Below are 16,910 nucleotides of genomic sequence, written 5' to 3'. Positions count from 1 at the left end.
ATGTTTTCTTTGGCCAAGCTGTCTTGAAATCCTCCCTACCCATACTATTTCATCTTGGAATATCGATCAATTCCTGATATAAAATCAAACAATAGGATTGAGGGAACAATGAAAGCGCAAGTAAGGAACGTGACCGTATGAGCCAGGTCGTCATCGAGAACCCGATCATCAACTCGCCCTTCAACGAGCCCACCCGCTACTTCAGGTTTACTGACGAGGGAATCACAAACGAGGTCGTGGATGGCCGCCGGATCAGCTCCTACTTCGTGCCGATCGCCCGTCCCAAGAAGAAGGGCAGGCAGAAGTCGCTCTTTGAGACCGAGTGGACGCAAGACCGCATCGAAGAGAACAAGCTCGTCAACGACATCCGTCGCCGCGTCGCCATGTGGCGCAAGGGTGGCTACCTCGGCGTGACGTCCACCACCGCGCGATTGATTGCCTACTGGACCGATCCCAACCGCGAGAAGAAACTCTTCTTCTGCCAGAACGAAGCCCTCGAAACCGCCATCTACATCACCGAGGTGGCAAAGAAATACGGCGATACTTGGATAGAGAACGCGATTCGCGAGGCGAACGACACATTGAACCCCGGCCTGCCGCGCACGGCCTTCAAGATGGCCACCGGATCCGGCAAGACCGTGGTCATGGCCATGCTCATTGCCTGGCACACGCTCAACAAGCGCGCCAATCCGCAGGATGCCCGCTTCTCCGATGCCTTCCTGATCGTCACGCCCGGCATCACCATCCGCGACCGGCTGCGCGTGCTACTGCCGAATGACCCCGATAACTACTACCGCCAGCGCGACGTCGTTCCGGCCCAGCTAAAGGACCAACTCGGGCAGGCCAAAATCCTCATCACCAACTTCCACGCCTTTGGGCTACGCGAGAAGGTCGCCGCCGGCAAGATCACGAAGTCGATTCTCGCCGATGGGCAGCCTAGCCCGTTCACCGAAACCCCCGACCAGATGGTCCGGCGCGTCTGCCGCGAACTGGGCAACAAGAAGAACATCATCGTCCTGAATGACGAGGCGCATCACTGCTACCGCCGCAAACCGGACGTCGAGGATGAAAAGCTCACTGGCGATGATCGCCTCGAAGCCAAGCAACGCGACGAAGAGGCCCGCGTCTGGATTTCCGGCATTGAGGCCGTGAAGGCCAAGATCGGTGTGAAGGCCATCTACGATCTTTCGGCCACGCCTTTCTTCCTGCGCGGTTCGGGCTACCCCGAAGGCACGCTCTTTCCGTGGGTGGTTTCCGACTTCTCACTAATCGACTCTATCGAGGCCGGTATCGTCAAGGTGCCTCGCGTGCCCGTCGCCGATGACTCGATGACCGGCGATCAGCCCACCTACCGCGATCTGTGGCTGCGCATCCGCGAACACCTGCCCAGAAAAGGACGCAAAATCGATGCGGTGGGCGGCGAACCGAAGCTCCCCGTCGAACTGCAAGGCGCGCTGCACAGCCTCTATGGCAACTACGAAAAATATTACCGCCTCTGGGAGCAGAACGCCGAGGCGCGTGCCCGCGGCATTACTCCGCCCGTCTTCATCGTCGTCTGCAACAACTGCAACGTCTCCAAATTAGTCTTCGATTTTATTGTCGGATGGGAAAAACAGATTGGCGAGCAGGCCATCGTTCAGGCCGGGCAACTGTCCATCTTCCGCAACGACGATGGCAACGGCGCCTGGCTGGACAGCCCGAACACCATTCTGGTAGACAGCCGGCAACTCGAATCCGGCGAGGCAATGAGTGCCGACTTCAAGAAGATCGCCGCCCGCGAGATCGACGAGTTCAAAGCCGAGTACCGCGCCCGCTTCCCCGGCCGCGATGCCGAGAACCTCACCGACGAAGACCTGCTCCGCGAAGTGATGAACACCGTCGGCAAGGCCGGCAAACTCGGCGAACACGTCAAGTGCGTGGTCAGCGTCTCGATGCTGACCGAGGGGTGGGACGCCAACACCGTCACCCACATCCTGGGCGTGCGCGCCTTCGGCACGCAACTGTTGTGCGAGCAGGTGGTCGGCCGCGCCCTGCGCCGCATGAGTTACGCCGCCAACAAGAGCGGCCATTTTGACCCCGAATACGCCGAGGTCTACGGCGTGCCGTTTTCCTTCATTCCGTGCAGCGGCGCAACCAAGGAACCCAAGCCCGGCCCGTTGCCCACGCGCGTCCGCGCCATCGAAAGCCGCATAGCCTGCGAGATCAACTTTCCCCGCCTGCTCGGCTACCGCTACGACGTGGCTGGCGAAAGGCTCACGGCGACCTTCACCGCCGAATCGCACCTGGCACTATCCACCGCGGATATCCCGACCAAGGTGCAGCTCGACCCCATCGTCGGCGAATCCAGCACCCATACCCTCGATGACCTCAAGCGCCACCGCCCCAACGAAGTCGCCTTCCTGCTGGCCAAACTGACGCTGGAGAAATACTTCCGCGACGACGAAGGCAACGACAAGCCCTGGCTCTTCCCGCAACTACTCGGCATCGCCAAACGCTGGCTTGCCGAATGCGTTACGCTCAAAGACAACACCTTCCCGCAACTGCTGCTTTTGATCCAGTTCGCGCACGACGCCGCCGACCGCATCTACAAGGCCATTGTCGCCTCGACCGACGGCACGGCCGCGCTCAAGCCCATCCTGCGCCCGTATGACACCCTCGGCTCCACCCGTTACGTGGATTTCGACACCACCCGGCCCGTCTTCGCCACCCGCGACGACAAATGCCACATCTCCCACGTCGTGGCCGATACCGACTCGTGGGAGCAGAAGATGGCCGAAGCCCTCGAAAACATGCCCGAGGTCATCCGCTACGTCAAGAACCACAACCTCAGCTTCACCATCCCCTACACGCTGAACGGCGAAGAAAAGAACTACATCCCCGACTTCATCGCCTGCATCAATGACGGCCACGGAACGGATGACCTCTTGAACCTGATCGTCGAAGTTACCGGCGAGAAGAAAAAAGACAAGGCCGCCAAGGTCGCCACGGCACGCACGCTGTGGGTGCCGGCCATCAATAACCACGGTGGTTTCGGGCGCTGGGCGTTTGTGGAAATTGCTGACCCGTGGGATGCGCAGAACGTGATTCGGGCCTCGTGCCGCATTCGAGAGTTGGTAGCATGAAATCCTTCAAGCGCGATGAAATCGGCTACTGGTCGGAAGTGAAACTCGACATTGTTCGCAAGTATGCAAGTGCTTACTCGACGATTATGAATAAACAGCGTTCAATCATCAGGAACCACATCTATATAGACGCTTTTGCTGGGGCTGGGCGACACGTATCGAAGCGAACCGGCGAGTTTGTCGCAGGCAGCCCTCTCAATGCGCTCGCTGTTACGCCTCCTTTTAACGAGTTTCACCTGATCGACCTGCACGGCGGCAAGGCCGAGGAACTTCGCAGGTCGGTTGGCGACCGAGAGGACGTATTCGTTTACGAAGAAGACGCCAATAAATGTCTTCTTGAACAGGTCTTCCCCCGTTGCCGGTATGAGGACTACAGCAGAGCGTTATGCCTCCTTGACCCATACAAGCTAAATGTTGATTGGCAAATTCTCCAGACGGCCGGCCAGATGAGATCGATTGAGATCTTTTACAACTTCATGATTATGGATGCGAACATGAACGTCTTCTGGCGTAACTCAGAAAAAGTAGCCGCCAGTCAGATCGAGCGCATGGATAAAGTCTGGGGAGATCGGTCTTGGCGAGAAGCGGCATACCGCATGACACCGACACTGTTTGGCGACATAGAGGAGAAGGCGGATAATGAGGCGGTTGCGGAGGCTTTTCGGAAGCGCCTTCAGGAAGTCGCTGGATTCAAGTACGTTCCGAACCCGATGCCGATGCGAAACGAGAAAGGCGCGGTTGTGTACTACCTTTTCTTCGCTTCCCAAAATCAGACTGGAGCACGTATAGTTAAAAATATCTTCGACAAATACCGCGCCAGAGGGATGAGGTAATGGCAGTTAAGTCATCCATCGAGTGGACCGAATCAACCTGGAATCCGCTGACGGGCTGCACCAAGATCAGCCCGGGGTGCAAGCACTGCTATGCCGAACGCATGGCGCGGCGCTTGCAGGCAATGGGTCAGCCCAATTACGTCAACGGTTTCGAGCTGACCCTGCACGAAGATGCGCTGGAAATGCCGCTGCATTGGAAAAGGCCGCAGCGCATTTTCGTCAATTCCATGAGTGACCTTTTTCATGAGGATGTTCCCGATGTGTTTATTTTCAGGGCGTTTGACGTGATGCGCCGAGCTTTCTGGCATCAATTCCAAGTCCTCACCAAACGATCGGATCGATTATTGGACATCAGTCCGCATTTGCCCTGGGCGGACAACATCTGGATGGGCGTCAGCGTTGAGAACCAAAAGTACACATATCGCATTGAGCACCTGCGCCAGGCAGGGGCCAAAATCAAGTTTCTATCTCTCGAACCGTTGCTTGGCCCACTGCGCCATCTGCGTCTCGAAGGCATTGACTGGGTTATCGTTGGCGGCGAATCCGGTCCGAAAGCGCGACCGATGCAGCCGGCATGGGTGATCGAGATCCGTGACCAGTGCCTTGAAGCAGGCGTTACCTTTTTCTTCAAGCAATGGGGCGGCGTCCGCAAGAAAAATACGGGGCGGGAGCTAGAAGGACGGACATGGGATGAGATGCCACAACAGGGACAGCTAACGCCTGCAGCGCACGCTTATTGACAGGACGACGAATATGGCAAGAACAAAAAAACACTCCCCGACGAAAGTCGAATCCATCCGCCACAAGGACAAACGCAAGAACATCCCTACCGAGGAACTGCGCGACTTCGTGGCCGACGAAGAACGCTCCCCCAAGACCATGCTCTACCCGCGCGATCCGTCGCTCGATCCGCAACTGGTCTGGAAGGGCAAGGACGAGCAGGACCGCGAAAACCTCGCCGTCCCCGTCGTGCCGATCTACATCCAGGAAAAGATTCACCCCCAGGCCATCATCGACGCGCTGCCGCGCATCGAACGGTCCGGCGACAAGCAGATAAACCTCTTCGCCGACTTCAACGGCGGGCCGGCCGACTTCGACAAGAAAGTCGACTTCTACCACCACGAGCAGAACTGGTCCAACCGTCTCATTCTCGGCGATTCGCTGTTGGTGATGACCTCACTGGCCGAGAAGGAAGGGCTCAAGGGCAAGGTGCAGACCATCTACCTCGACCCGCCCTACGGCATCAAGTTCGGCTCCAACTGGCAGGTGAGCACCCGCAAGCGCGATGTGAAGGACGGCAAGGCCGAGGACGCCACCCGCCAGCCCGAACAGGTACGCGCCTTCCGCGACACCTGGAAACTCGGCATCCACTCCTATCTGGCCTACCTGCGCGACCGGCTGGTCGTGGCCCGCGACCTGCTCACCGAAACGGGCAGCGTCTTTGTGCAGATTGGCGATGAGAACGTCCACTTGGTGCGCTGTGTGATGGATGAGGTGTTTGGGAGTGAGAACTTCGTCGTGAGCTTCATCGTAAAAAAGAAGGGCGGCACGACGCCCACCGATCCCGTGAATGATTACCTGCTCTGGGCGTGCAAAAGTCGTGAATCGGTGAAGGTCCGCCTTACCTACGAACGTAGAAAGACGCCGGGAGATGGATCGAAGTTCACAACGTTGCTACTCCCAGATGGAACCCGGCGCTCGACATCGGAACTGTCAGAAGAAGACATCGAAACTCTATGTAAAGCTGGTGCGCGGTTTGCACGCGTAGATTGGCCGCTCGTTAGCCAAGATCCATCTGAACGAAGTCGTGATTTTGATTGGGGAGGCGAGTCATATCCGTGCGCGGCAGGCCGACATTGGACTTACGACCCAGACGAACAAATGCTGAGACTCGCGATGGCGAACCGACTGAACCTTGAAACGAAACGTGTTTCTGGAATCGTTTTTTGGGATGATTGGCCCTACGAAGTCCGGTCAAACTTGTGGGACGACACAGGGGCACAGCAAGGACTAGTGTATGTCGTTCAAACGCCAACGAAAGTCATCGAGCGGTGCCTCCTGATGACCACCGACCCCGGCGACTTGGTGCTCGATCCGACCTGCGGCAGTGGCACCACCGCCTACGTCGCCGAGCAGTGGGGACGCCGCTGGATCACCTGCGACACAAGCCGCGTCGCCCTGGCCCTGGCGCGCACCCGCCTCATGTCCGCCAAGTATCCCTACTACCTGCTGGCCGACTCGCCCGAGGGGATCAATAAGGAAACGGAACTGACCGGCAAGAGGCCCCCCGATTACAAGACGGAAGGCGACATCAAGAAGGGCTTCGTTTACAAGCGCGTGCCCCACGTCACGCTTAAGTCCATCGCCAACAACCCGGACATCAAGGAAGGAATGACGCGGCAGCAGATCGACGCCGCCATCGCCCGCTACGCCGACACGGAAACGCTCTACGACCAGCCCTACGAGGACAACAAGCGGGTACGGGTGTGCGGCCCGTTCTCGGTGGAGAGCCTGTCGCCGCATCGCGTGCTGTCCACCGCCGACGAGAATCAGGACGGCACGGTGACCGAGCAGGAAGCCCGCAAGCAGCAGGACTTCGCCACCATGATCCTGGACAACCTCAAGAAGGCGGGCGTGCAGAACACCCGCAAGGGAGAACGGCTGAGTTTCGACCGGCTCGACCCCTACGCTGGAGCCTGGCTGCACGCCGCGGGCGAATACACCGAGGCCGACGGCAAGACCCGGCGCGTGGCCGTCTCCATTGGCCCCGAGCACGGCACCGTCGGCCCGCAGCAGGTGAAGGAAGCCGCCAAGGCAGCGGTGCAGGGCGTGGGCTACGACATGCTCGTTGTCTGCGGTTTCGCCTTCGACCCGCACGTCGCCGAAGAGGTGAAGCGCTACGGCAAGCTGACCGTGCTGCCCACCAAGATGAACCCCGACCTGGCGATGGGCGACGAACTGCTCAAGAAGACCGGCGCGGGCAACCTGTTCATGGTCTTCGGCGAACCGGACGTGAAAATCACGAAGCAGAAGGACGGGCAGATCGTCGCTGAGATCAAGGGCGTGGATGTTTACGACCCGACTACCGGGCAGATTCGCAGCGGACGGGCGATCGACGAGAAGACGGGCAAGATTCTACACGACTCGCGCGATGACGTAGCCTGCTGGTTCATCGACACGGACTACAACGGCGAGAGCTTCTTCGTGCGTCACGCCTACTTCACCGGCGCCGAAGAACCCTATGACAAACTCAAGCGCGCGCTGCGAGCGGACATCGATGAAGCCGCTTGGACCAGTCTCTACAGCACAGTAAGCCGGCCGTTCGCGAAACCGCAGACAGGCAAGATCGCCGTGAAGGTCATTAACCACTATGGCGATGAGGTGCTGAAGGTGTTTGAGGTGGGTTAACAAACCTCAAATAATTCTCTATCGGGAAATTAACCTTTCGGAGGAAATGGATCGTTTCCGTAACTATTCCTTTCCCTGATTCTTCCGTTGCCACCATGAATGAGTAACTCACTTCGCTGGTTAATTGCTATTTCTCTCCCTACATCAATTGCTTCTCTCTGGGTGTTGGATACCTTGGTAAGTCGAGAATTTCCTTCGCCTTTAACTCCCCATTTATTTCCTACGGGCACGACATGCTGATTTTTTGGCATTTATATCACCTCCTTTTTCCCATAAAAGATTTTACACTTCCGGGGGCCATAATCCTTCCCTTTTTACCCTTTTTTCTATGACATCCGTGGAAACGCCAAAAGCTTTACATAATGTTGGAGAAACTCTTGATAAAACCGCATCAGAATCATTCTCTAGAAACCCGGCAAGATTATTTACTCTGATAATTCCAAAAACTTTTTCCACTTCTGCGACAAGTTCTGCATGGGGTACCAATAACCTACCTGCAAATTCATTCGCTTGCCATTCAAAGTTGCGATATTCATTTTCAGGTATATTAATGATAAAGTTTTTCCAATCTTTGGCTGAAACAAAGCCTGCTCTGGAATAGTAGTCTTTATGAAGGAAATAATGGCCAAGTTCATGGGCAAATGAAAAACGAATACGATTAGCAAACTTTTCGTTCATGTAGAAATCATGGTCAACGACAATGCCTGTCAAATCCATTTTTAAGTATGCGTCCATATCGACTATGGAAAAAAGATTATGTTTTGGTTCAATATCCAGCTTCAATCTTAGTTCAACAATTTTTTCTGTATCAACCGGCAATATTCCTTCCGGCCAATATTTGCTTCTAACCTCATCTGCAATTTTCCAGAGATCATTTTTATCAATCCATTTACACTTGAACTCGGAAGGTTCCAAATATTAACCCTCCTTCTTGACCATGTCGATCAACTTATCCAGTTCCTCAGATGAAGGTTTATCGCTTCTGAGTGTACGGAAGAACATAGATAGTGATTTTAATACTCTCTCATCTGAACGAATATCCTCTGGAATAATACCAGCATCAATATTGGCCATATCTTTCATTTCTTTCCATTGTTCTGAACCAACCTCTATTTCAAGAATCAGTCCTATTCGTTTTAATTTTTCTAAATCTTGGGGAGGGGGGAGTATGCCGCGTTCGACCTTGCTCCAGTTACTTGCATCAACTTCAATAAGTTTGCTAAATTCCCGAAGACTGATGCCTTTATTAATCCTGTATTCCTTAATAAACTCTCCAAACATATCTTTTCTCCTTTTTTTTGATATAAACTTCGTTAGGTTGGAGATTGTGTGGTTGTATTTATACCATGTGGTAAAATTAATACCACAGCATAAAAAAGTCAAGAAAATTATTAAGAAAAAGTAGGCAAATAGGGTCGGGACAGAATCGCAGTGCGCGCAACTTTAGGCAGAGAGTTTCCGATCCGCACCTTTTCGGTTGTGCGGCGGGTTCTGATACAGACAATATATGCATAAGATGCTTAGAGGTACAAAAAATCGGGCGCAGGAGCGTCAGCCCGCTGCGCCCTATCGGGTTATTTTTTATTCTTTCCCACACGGAAAATTAAATTGATTCCGAATTTTCTGCTCGATTTCACGCCTGCCTGCCTGTTGCAGGGGAGGCGTATAAAGTACGGCCACCATCAGGGTGCTGGAGCAGTTCCTCTTCCAGCAATTCTGCCTTTCATGGTTTTCGACCCTCGATTTTACCGTCGCGGATTCACCCACATCGACCGGATAGTATTTCCCGTTGCTTTGGCAGAGAATCATATACACGCCCGACGCATCCTTTAAGTTGTTCTCTGATGTATGTGGCCCTTCAAACGTATAATTGCTAATTTGTATGCTCATAATGTTATCCTTTCTTTTGTTTAATTAATATCGGTTAACATTTAATGCGATGATCGGTGGGCCACTTACCGGGTCACCGCTCCTAAATCCGTTTCCATTACACTGCCCTATCTTGCGCAGTATCTAGCTAACATATCAGAAAATAGACAACCCCCTTCCGTCGGCCAAATTTAAGGGTTGACGAGGAGGTCCAATGCTGATAATGTGTAATTGGGTTCACATACCAGCGGCCCGGCATCGGGTCCCTCGTCTGCGATGGCCCGGCGGACGGAGCCGTCGCACCCCTTTGAGCCGCTTGGTTCTGACCAACCTTGCGGCTCAATTTGTTTTTGTTGCAAGCATCACAAAAAACAAGCCTAAGACCATCAGTCTGATCGTCCCTTCTGTTTCAGGTCTATCACATGCAGTTTGCTCTGCTCATCATACGTTAGATCGTACCGTTGCGTTTCCTTAAAATCAATCTTATAATTCTTCAGAAAAGCACGCGCAGAGAATGATGCTCCAGCAGCCTTTCTAATAACCAATTTCATGGCCCCCTTGCTTTTTTCGTCGTTGGTAAATACAAAACCAACTCTTGTGGTATCTATATCATAAAACAGAACGACATATTTGTAGTTATTTATATTGTACTCCTCTACAGCACTCTGGTTGAAGGCGATTTGCCCACGTGACCAGATAGCCGCTTTGGGAGTATCTATCCTTTTTCTTATCTCAGTAAACCGTTCAAACGGCATATCATCACCTCCTTTTGACAAAGAATATACCAAGTTGCGAGTGTTTTGTCAAGAGTTTTTACACAGTACAGCATTATCAGTTGCATTTCAATAATCAGTTATTGAATCTATAAGTTCCCATAGACCGTTAACTTTAAATACCTGCGTTGCCAAATATATGCGGTGGGGGGCAATGTGGACGTCCTTCAATAATTGAAGCTCCCCGCAGCAAGCTGCGGGGAATCTCCGTATGTAAGGTAAAATCGCATCCTATGCGCTCGCTATGCATGTTCAATAACTCAACCGATCAATTGATAATCATTCTTTTTGGCCAGGTTCTGCTCTCTGGCAACGGTATAACTGTCGGTAGATTCGCCGGAGGAGAAATAGCGGAAAGACTCAGCTGCAAAGCTCTGGCTAAGTAGGAAATAGGGGTACGTCCCATCCAGGAAGAATAAGGCCGGGCCAGGGGCCGTGGATTTTATCGATATACGGCAGGGATTGCTCTTACCACAGCAGTTCCCTGAAATCGGTTATCGCCGGGAAATGCCTTGATACAGAGGGCTCTTTCCTTGAATTCGCCCCGGCCTTATAGACTACGTATCCTATCCCGAATTCTTTGGCCGTCTTAAGTATCCGTTCCGTGTCGTCAATAAACAGGGTGTCCTGCTTATCAAAGGCCAATTTTTCATACAACCGGTACCAGAATCTCAGATCTTCCTTGGGGTATCCTATCTCAAAAGAGGTGATGCAGGCATCAAAATATCCGCCCAACCTGGTCTTTTTCATCTTTAAATCCAGCACCTTGTAGTGGGCATCGGTAACCAGAAAGACCTTTTTCTCACAGCCTTTTAGCTTCCTGAGAAAGACCTCTACATGGGGATGGACCTCGATGAGATGCTTGATCTGTTCTTTCAGCGCCGGGATGTCCAGGTCGAGCTCTTCCGACCAGAAGTCCACGTCCGCCCAGTTGAGCGTACCCTTATGATGCCCGTATCTCTTCATCAGTTTATCCACGGCCCGGCCAAAGGTTATGCCATGTCTTTCCGCATATTTCTCGGGCACCAGATGCCCCCAGAAGTAGTCGTCAAAATATAAATCCAGCAACGTCCCATCCATGTCCAGGAGGACATACTTTATGCGCCTCCCTGCCAGCAGCCCCTTTTCCAAAACCAGCCCTTCTAAAGATTCCATACAGGCCTCCGCCGGATAAGTCGTGCCCTTCATACGTTATCCCTTTTCATCATATCGTATTGCCAAAACCTGACCACGCAGTTATTCCGCCCCACATTTCACTCCCGGATAAGTCAGTTGCCGCCATGGCGGACCACCGGAAGGGCCTGTCCTGTTTTAGCCCTTCTCTGTCTTTCTTTCCCGAACCATCGGCAAGACCCAGGGCAACAGGAAAAAGGCCGGGCAGGCGGCAAAAAAGGTCAGGAGAAAAAACGGGGCATAACCAAGGTGCGCGGCGCCAAAACCGCTCAATGCCCCGGCTATCACCCGGCTGAAGCTGAATATGGTGCTGAAAAAGGCGTAATGGGTGGCGCTGAATTTTTTGTCGCAAAGCCTCATTAAGAAGGCCAGAAAGGCCGCCGTGCCCAGCCCGCCGGTAAAACTCTCCACCAGTGACGCCCCATAGACGGCAAACTTGCTGCCGGTGGCCAGGGCCGCATAGGCATACCCCAGGTTGGAAACGGCCTGTAATGCCCCGAGCACCCAGATGGCCCGGCCGATCCCCCACAGGGTAGTCAGCCACCCACCCATAATCGCACCAACTATGCTGGCAATAGGCGCTAAGGTCCCGGAAATAAGTCCGATCTCTATCCGGGTGAACCCCCGGTCCACCCAGAAAGGGCTGATCATCGGCCCCATCATGGCGTCTCCGACCTTAAAGAGCAGGATAAAAAGCGCCAGCATGAAAAAATTTGGCCTTTTTAAGATACCCCGTAAGGGCGAGGTCCAGGAATCGATTATCCCTGCCTGCCCGTCCGGACGCGCCCTTTCACGTTCCTGATGACAACCGGGCCAGAAAAAGACTAAAGCCGCTACCGCCGCCATAATTATGAAAAGGCCGATAAACGCCCCATCCCAGCCGATAAAGGCGCTCAAGGCCACGACACCGCCGCCGGAGAGGATAAGCGCAACACGATAGGCGCCGCTCCGGATACCATTGGCGACCCCCAGTTCCCCTTCTTCCAGGATGTCAATGGTATAAGCATCTATGGCTATGTCTTGCGTGGACGCGGCCAGGGCCATAACCCCCATAACCGCCCACAGAAAGATGCCGGGTTGAGCGGGGTCAATCTGCCGGAGGGCCAGGACAGCGAGACCAATAGTCAGCTGGGCGGGCACCATCCAGTAGTGTCTCTTTCCGAAACGATCCACCAGGGGGGCCCACAGGAGCTTCAGACTCCAGGCCAGGCCTACCAGGCTGAGCAGTCCGATACTCTCCAGGCTCATTTGGTTGGAACGAAAATAGACCGAGAGGGCGTTATTGATAAGGCCGAAAGGGACGCCCTCGGCAAAATAAAGGAGGCTGATTACCGCCAGTTTACGGCCGGATATGCCTATGATGTCTTGCAGCCGCATCTCAAATCCGAAATTGATCGGGGAGTAGAAAGGCAAACCCCGTTGCCTTTCTACTCCTTTGCCGGAGAGGGCTTGTCTGAGGAAGGCTTATCAGATGTATTTTCCTTGGGACTTGCATTGCCGGCATTATGCCCGGCATAGTCAGTTGCATACCAACCGCTTCCCTTTAAATGGAAGGAGCTGCAGGAGATCACCTTCTTTAGCCGGCCGGAGCAATGGGGGCAGACAGCCAGGGAAGCATCGGAAAGTTTCTGCCAGGCCTCGGTGACCTTACCACAGGATTGGCATTGATACTCGTAAATAGGCACTCTGTTCACACCTCCTTAACATCGTGTGCTATACAATGATTTTGATAACATTTTAAAACCGGTTCCAGCCCGGATATACGTACCTTTCTCAAAATATCAAACGTAATCTGATGCACCCTCTTTTCTTCACCCGCCTTCTCTTCTCCCGAGGCATAAAAACTGTGCAGGAAACGCCTGAAACGGGCGATATGCACCAGTTCGTGGGTGACGACATAGAGGACTAAAGGGAAAAGGGCGACCGCTTTCTCCCTATCCAGGGCATTGAGTATCTCATGATCGTGCAGACAAATCTTGTAATACTCATACCACCCTATCCCGGAAGGAGACCTGGAGGGGTCCTGCCGGTACCGCATCACCTGGGCGAAGACACCGGAAACTATCTCTTCCTCTGCCAGGTCCTTGCGTGTCCTGACATCATAAGGGGCCGCCTTCCAGTCCGTGGTGGAGAACTTAAAAAAATCACTGGCTATATCTTCAGCCAGGCTGACGGCCTCATCCACGACATGTAAATGGCTCTGACTAAAATAGACCGGTTTCATGCAATTATATTAATTAGTGTTCATCCGGAAACTACTGTTTCCGGCCTCACGCTGTCAGCAATCAGCCATCAGCCGTCAGAAAAAACCTAAGATAAGACAAACAACACATTAAGCTGAATGCTGATAGCTGAGCGCTGACAGCTCATCCGGAATTTTTGGGCTTCCGGATAAAAATTAACTACTGATCGATCCCTTGTCAATCTTTCCGGCGTCACGCCCTCTGGGATAAGAACCCAGCCATTTGAAATAAGAACATTCCCGGGACATTTTTTCCATCGCCTTTTGTACCGGTTCGTCACTATAGTGGCCCCCCAGGTCAACAAAGAAGAGATACTGCCATGGTTCTCCCTTCTTGGGACGGGACTCTATCTTACTCATATTTATATTGCGTTCAGATAATACGCGTAAAATCTCCACGAGTGAGCCCGGCCGGTCCGACACGCCAAAGAGGACCGAGGTCTTATCCCGGCCTGACGGCGGCATACTCTGCCTGGAAAGGACCACAAAGCGCGTGGTATTGCCCACATAGTCTTCAATCCGCCGGGCCGCTGTCTGCAGTTTGTACAGCCTGGCCGCTATATCCGGGGCGATGGCCGCCGCGTCACGATCTTCAGCCGCCTGTTGGGCCGCCGCCGCCGTGCTGGAAACCTCCTTAAGAGGGATCGACGGCATATTATCGCGCAACCACTGCCGGCATTGAGCCAAAGGCTGGGGATGCGAATATATAACTTTTATATCGGCAATCTGTCCGGACTGGTTGACCAGATCAAGCTGAACCTCCTGATAGACCTCGCCGCAGATCCTCAGGTCATACTTATACAGGGCATCCAATGTCAGGTTAACCGTGCCCTCGGTCGAATTTTCAATAGGCACGATACCATACTGGCACCTGTCTCTGGCCACTTCTGTAAAAACTTCTTCAATGGACATGGCGGGGTGGAAACGATGCTCTTTGCCGAAATACTTCAAGGCCGCCAGATAACTGAAAGTGCCCCGTGGCCCCAGATAAGCTACCGTTTCCTTTTGCTGAACGGAACGGCAGGCAAAAAAGATCTCTTGAAAGATGGAAACCAGGCTCTTCTCCGGAAACGTGCCGTTATTTAGCCCGGTAACCCGCTCTAAAATATCCTGCTCGCGCTTCGAGTCGTAGAAGTTGAGAGACTCTTTTAATTTTAAACGACCTATTTGAAAGGCGAGCCTGGCCCTTTTACCAAGCAGATCGACAATCCTGGAGTCAAGCTTGTCGATTTCTGCCCTGATATCCTCTATGGTCTTTTGCTTCTTGATAGGTCTTTCCCTGGCGGAGAATGAAAAATGGTGCCGAAGCGGGGACTCGAACCCCGACGGGCGTACACCCACTAGACCCTGAACCTAGCGCGTCTACCAGTTCCGCCACTTCGGCACCGGATTAATGATTGCCTTTTACACGTGCTTTATTTATATTTAAAAGCTCCTGTTGTCAAGTCTTATCGAGGCGAAGGCGAAAGCAAATATGGAAGCAATCAGGGGTATAGATAACATAACCCGCCGCTTTGTCAATCCGGCGGTCACCATCGGCAATTTCGACGGGGTTCATCTGGGGCATCAACTCCTCTTTAAGAAGGTAAAAGAGCAGGCCGAGGCCACGGGCGGGGAAAGCGTGGTAATCACCTTTGACCCGCATCCGTTTGCCGTCCTCCGGCCACAGATCGGCCTAAAGTTGATCTCTAAGTGCAGCAAAAAGCTGGAACTGATAGAAAAGGCCGGGGTGGACGTGCTTATATGCATCAAATTTACACGCGATTTTGCCGACACCACGGCAGAGGAGTTTGTAGATGATATTCTGTGGAAAAAGATAGGCGTAAAGAATCTCATGGTTGGATATGACTACTCCTTTGGCCGGAATCGCCAGGGTAATATCGAGTTCCTCAGGGAAAAAGGCAGGCAACTGGGTTTCTCGGTAAACGTGGTCGAGCCCCTCTACGTCGATGATGTCATCGTAAGCAGTACCAAGGTGCGTGAGTTGATTGTTGCCGGCGATATGGTGCAGGTACGGAGACTTCTCGGCCGGCCGTATCAGATGACCGGCAAGGTCCTGGTGGGCAAACGCAGGGGCGGGCCGGTCCTTGGTTTTCCCACTGCCAATATCGAACTGGCGGAAGACGAACTATGCCCCAGGCTGGGTGTCTATGCCACCCAGGTCATCTATAAGGGCAAGGCCCATGACGGCGTGATGAACATCGGTTATAACCCTACCTTTGGCGATGAGCATATCTCGGCTGAGGTGCACGTCTTTGACTTTTCGGAAGATATCTACGGACAGGAAATAGAAGTGAACCTGATGGAACGCCTGCGGGATGAGAAAAAATTCGCCAACCCTGAGGAGCTTATCGCCCAGATCAAAAAAGACATAGAAAAGGCCAACGAAATCTTAAAACAAGAAAAGCGTAACACATTAGGTGGTTAAAACCGTCCTACACTCAGAAAAGGCTATTAATCTGGAACTCACGAACTCATGAAAGAACAGAGCAACCAAAAGCCGAACTGCTGAAAATCAATTTCTCAAAAATACTTTCCTGATTTCCTGATTTGACATGTTTCTTTGCACTTTTTATCGTGTATTTTCGAAACGCTGAATTGTTACGGAAAATCTATTAATACTCACAAACTACCGGGCACTTGATGAGATCGGAGGCCAGGAGAACCCGTTTGGCCTGCTCCACTTTCTTTTCCGGGAGCGGCTTAAAATCTACCCTTTCCAGCCATTCCAGGGCCTGAGCCTTGGAAGGAATGGCCTCCAGCCCCTTGCCGACCACCTTTCCCGTAACCGTATCCAGCAGTTCACCTTCCTCGCCATTGGTCGCCACAGAAAACGGTATCTGATAGCTGTCCAGGAGCCTGGCCATAGATAATACCTCCATCTCCCGTGAGACTACAGAGCCGGGGGAACATTTGATGGCTATAAGCCTCTTATCCCGGAGACGAATCACAATGTCCAGGACCGGCGCCACCCTTTTCTCTCCGATAACCACCTCCACGATCTGCCCCAATTCCAGGTCGTCCCGGGCGTAACCCTTCTCATCGCGCAGGAACCTCTCTACCTTCTCACGGATGTTATCTCTGGCTTCCTCAGGAATCATATCTCGTTATCCCGCAAGACTTGAGACCTGACAAGGCTTACCGCTACAATTATCCATGCCCTTCCCTTAAAAATCCACAGAAAACAGATTCCTCCCTCCCCTGAACGGCATCAGGACGTCCTTCTTTCTACCTTTTTATAAACTTCTTTCCGGTGGATGATTCCGAATACCCAGACTTCGTTATTCACTATTTTAAAGACTACCCTGTAATCTCCTATCCTGAGTTTCCAGTAGCCTTTAAGAGTTTTCCTTAAAGGCTCCCCGTATTCATGGGGAGCAGTCATAAGGCGGGCTTCTATGGCGTTTTTAATGCGTTTTCTTAACCTTTCCTTCAGAGCGGGGATATCGATCTCTTTGACGTCAGGATGGTATCGGAGTTCAAAGAGCAA

General features: G+C 52.8%; 17 protein-coding genes and 1 tRNA gene. 5 read left to right on the top strand and 13 right to left on the bottom strand.

Translation table 11 applies throughout. The features are described 5' to 3' along the window. The first annotated feature begins 137 nt into the window (after positions 1–137). From RDU59_08460 to RDU59_08445, 4 genes are read left to right on the top strand one after another with little or no spacing between them, the layout of a single operon-like run. Complete coding sequence (locus RDU59_08460; protein MDQ7838510.1) at positions 138–3,122, top strand: DEAD/DEAH box helicase family protein; 2,985 nt, start codon at positions 138–140, stop codon at positions 3,120–3,122. Next, positions 3,119–3,955: a three-Cys-motif partner protein TcmP gene (locus RDU59_08455; protein ID MDQ7838509.1), complete on the top strand. Its 837-nt coding sequence runs from the start codon at positions 3,119–3,121 to the stop codon at positions 3,953–3,955. Before RDU59_08460 ends, RDU59_08455 begins: the two co-directional genes overlap by 4 nt. Continuing rightward, entirely contained in the window at positions 3,955–4,695 is a 741-nt protein-coding gene (locus tag RDU59_08450) for a phage Gp37/Gp68 family protein (GenBank protein MDQ7838508.1), read from the top strand. The genes RDU59_08455 and RDU59_08450 overlap by 1 nt, the downstream gene beginning before the upstream one ends. A gap of 13 nt (positions 4,696–4,708) precedes the next feature. Then, positions 4,709–7,363: a site-specific DNA-methyltransferase gene (locus tag RDU59_08445; protein MDQ7838507.1), complete on the top strand. Its 2,655-nt coding sequence runs from the start codon at positions 4,709–4,711 to the stop codon at positions 7,361–7,363. Between the two features lie 29 nt (positions 7,364–7,392). Here RDU59_08445 and RDU59_08440 read toward each other — a convergent pair whose 3' ends face one another. The 11 genes from RDU59_08440 to RDU59_08390 form a co-directional block, all read right to left on the bottom strand. Further along, a complete protein-coding gene (locus tag RDU59_08440; protein MDQ7838506.1) occupies positions 7,393–7,614 on the bottom strand; it encodes a DUF2188 domain-containing protein in 222 nt (73 codons plus the stop codon). A gap of 31 nt (positions 7,615–7,645) precedes the next feature. Beyond that, a complete protein-coding gene (locus tag RDU59_08435; GenBank protein ID MDQ7838505.1) occupies positions 7,646–8,278 on the bottom strand; it encodes an ImmA/IrrE family metallo-endopeptidase in 633 nt (210 codons plus the stop codon). Positions 8,279–8,281: 3 nt separating this feature from the next. Continuing rightward, positions 8,282–8,644, bottom strand: a complete 363-nt coding sequence (locus RDU59_08430; protein ID MDQ7838504.1) for a helix-turn-helix domain-containing protein — start codon at positions 8,642–8,644, stop codon at positions 8,282–8,284. A 300-nt stretch (positions 8,645–8,944) separates the two neighbouring features. Next, the gene (locus RDU59_08425; GenBank protein MDQ7838503.1) at positions 8,945–9,253 is read right to left on the bottom strand and encodes a hypothetical protein; all 309 of its coding nucleotides are present in this window, start codon (positions 9,251–9,253) and stop codon (positions 8,945–8,947) included. Positions 9,254–9,618: 365 nt separating this feature from the next. Then, a complete protein-coding gene (locus RDU59_08420; GenBank protein ID MDQ7838502.1) occupies positions 9,619–9,987 on the bottom strand; it encodes a hypothetical protein in 369 nt (122 codons plus the stop codon). Positions 9,988–10,473: 486 nt separating this feature from the next. Further along, positions 10,474–11,193: an HAD-IA family hydrolase gene (locus RDU59_08415; GenBank protein MDQ7838501.1), complete on the bottom strand. Its 720-nt coding sequence runs from the start codon at positions 11,191–11,193 to the stop codon at positions 10,474–10,476. A 123-nt stretch (positions 11,194–11,316) separates the two neighbouring features. After that, complete coding sequence (locus RDU59_08410) at positions 11,317–12,555, bottom strand: MFS transporter (GenBank protein ID MDQ7838500.1); 1,239 nt, start codon at positions 12,553–12,555, stop codon at positions 11,317–11,319. Between the two features lie 50 nt (positions 12,556–12,605). After that, positions 12,606–12,863, bottom strand: a complete 258-nt coding sequence (locus RDU59_08405) for a zinc ribbon domain-containing protein (protein ID MDQ7838499.1) — start codon at positions 12,861–12,863, stop codon at positions 12,606–12,608. 5 nt (positions 12,864–12,868) lie between these two features. Further along, positions 12,869–13,402, bottom strand: a complete 534-nt coding sequence (locus tag RDU59_08400) for a hypothetical protein (GenBank protein MDQ7838498.1) — start codon at positions 13,400–13,402, stop codon at positions 12,869–12,871. A gap of 174 nt (positions 13,403–13,576) precedes the next feature. After that, on the bottom strand, positions 13,577–14,761 hold the full coding sequence (gene pheA, locus RDU59_08395; GenBank protein MDQ7838497.1) for a prephenate dehydratase: 1,185 nt from the start codon (positions 14,759–14,761) through the stop codon (positions 13,577–13,579). After that, positions 14,718–14,804: transfer RNA gene (locus RDU59_08390), tRNA-Leu, on the bottom strand. Before RDU59_08390 ends, pheA begins: the two co-directional genes overlap by 44 nt. A 90-nt stretch (positions 14,805–14,894) precedes the next feature. Between RDU59_08390 and RDU59_08385 the strand changes: the two genes are divergently transcribed. Continuing rightward, positions 14,895–15,848 (top strand): bifunctional riboflavin kinase/FAD synthetase, encoded by a 954-nt coding sequence (locus RDU59_08385; protein ID MDQ7838496.1) that lies wholly within the window; start codon positions 14,895–14,897, stop codon positions 15,846–15,848. Positions 15,849–16,035: 187 nt separating this feature from the next. Here RDU59_08385 and RDU59_08380 read toward each other — a convergent pair whose 3' ends face one another. Further along, a complete protein-coding gene (locus tag RDU59_08380) occupies positions 16,036–16,521 on the bottom strand; it encodes a type I restriction enzyme HsdR N-terminal domain-containing protein (GenBank protein ID MDQ7838495.1) in 486 nt (161 codons plus the stop codon). A 110-nt stretch (positions 16,522–16,631) separates the two neighbouring features. Beyond that, a complete protein-coding gene (locus RDU59_08375; protein ID MDQ7838494.1) occupies positions 16,632–16,910 on the bottom strand; it encodes a type II toxin-antitoxin system RelE/ParE family toxin in 279 nt (92 codons plus the stop codon).

The sequence above is a fragment of the Thermodesulfobacteriota bacterium genome (genome assembly GCA_031082315.1).
Lineage (GTDB): Bacteria > Desulfobacterota > QYQD01 > QYQD01 > QYQD01 > QYQD01.
The sequence above is the reverse complement of the archived record's forward strand: the minus strand, read 5'-3'. Positions and strand labels throughout refer to the sequence as shown.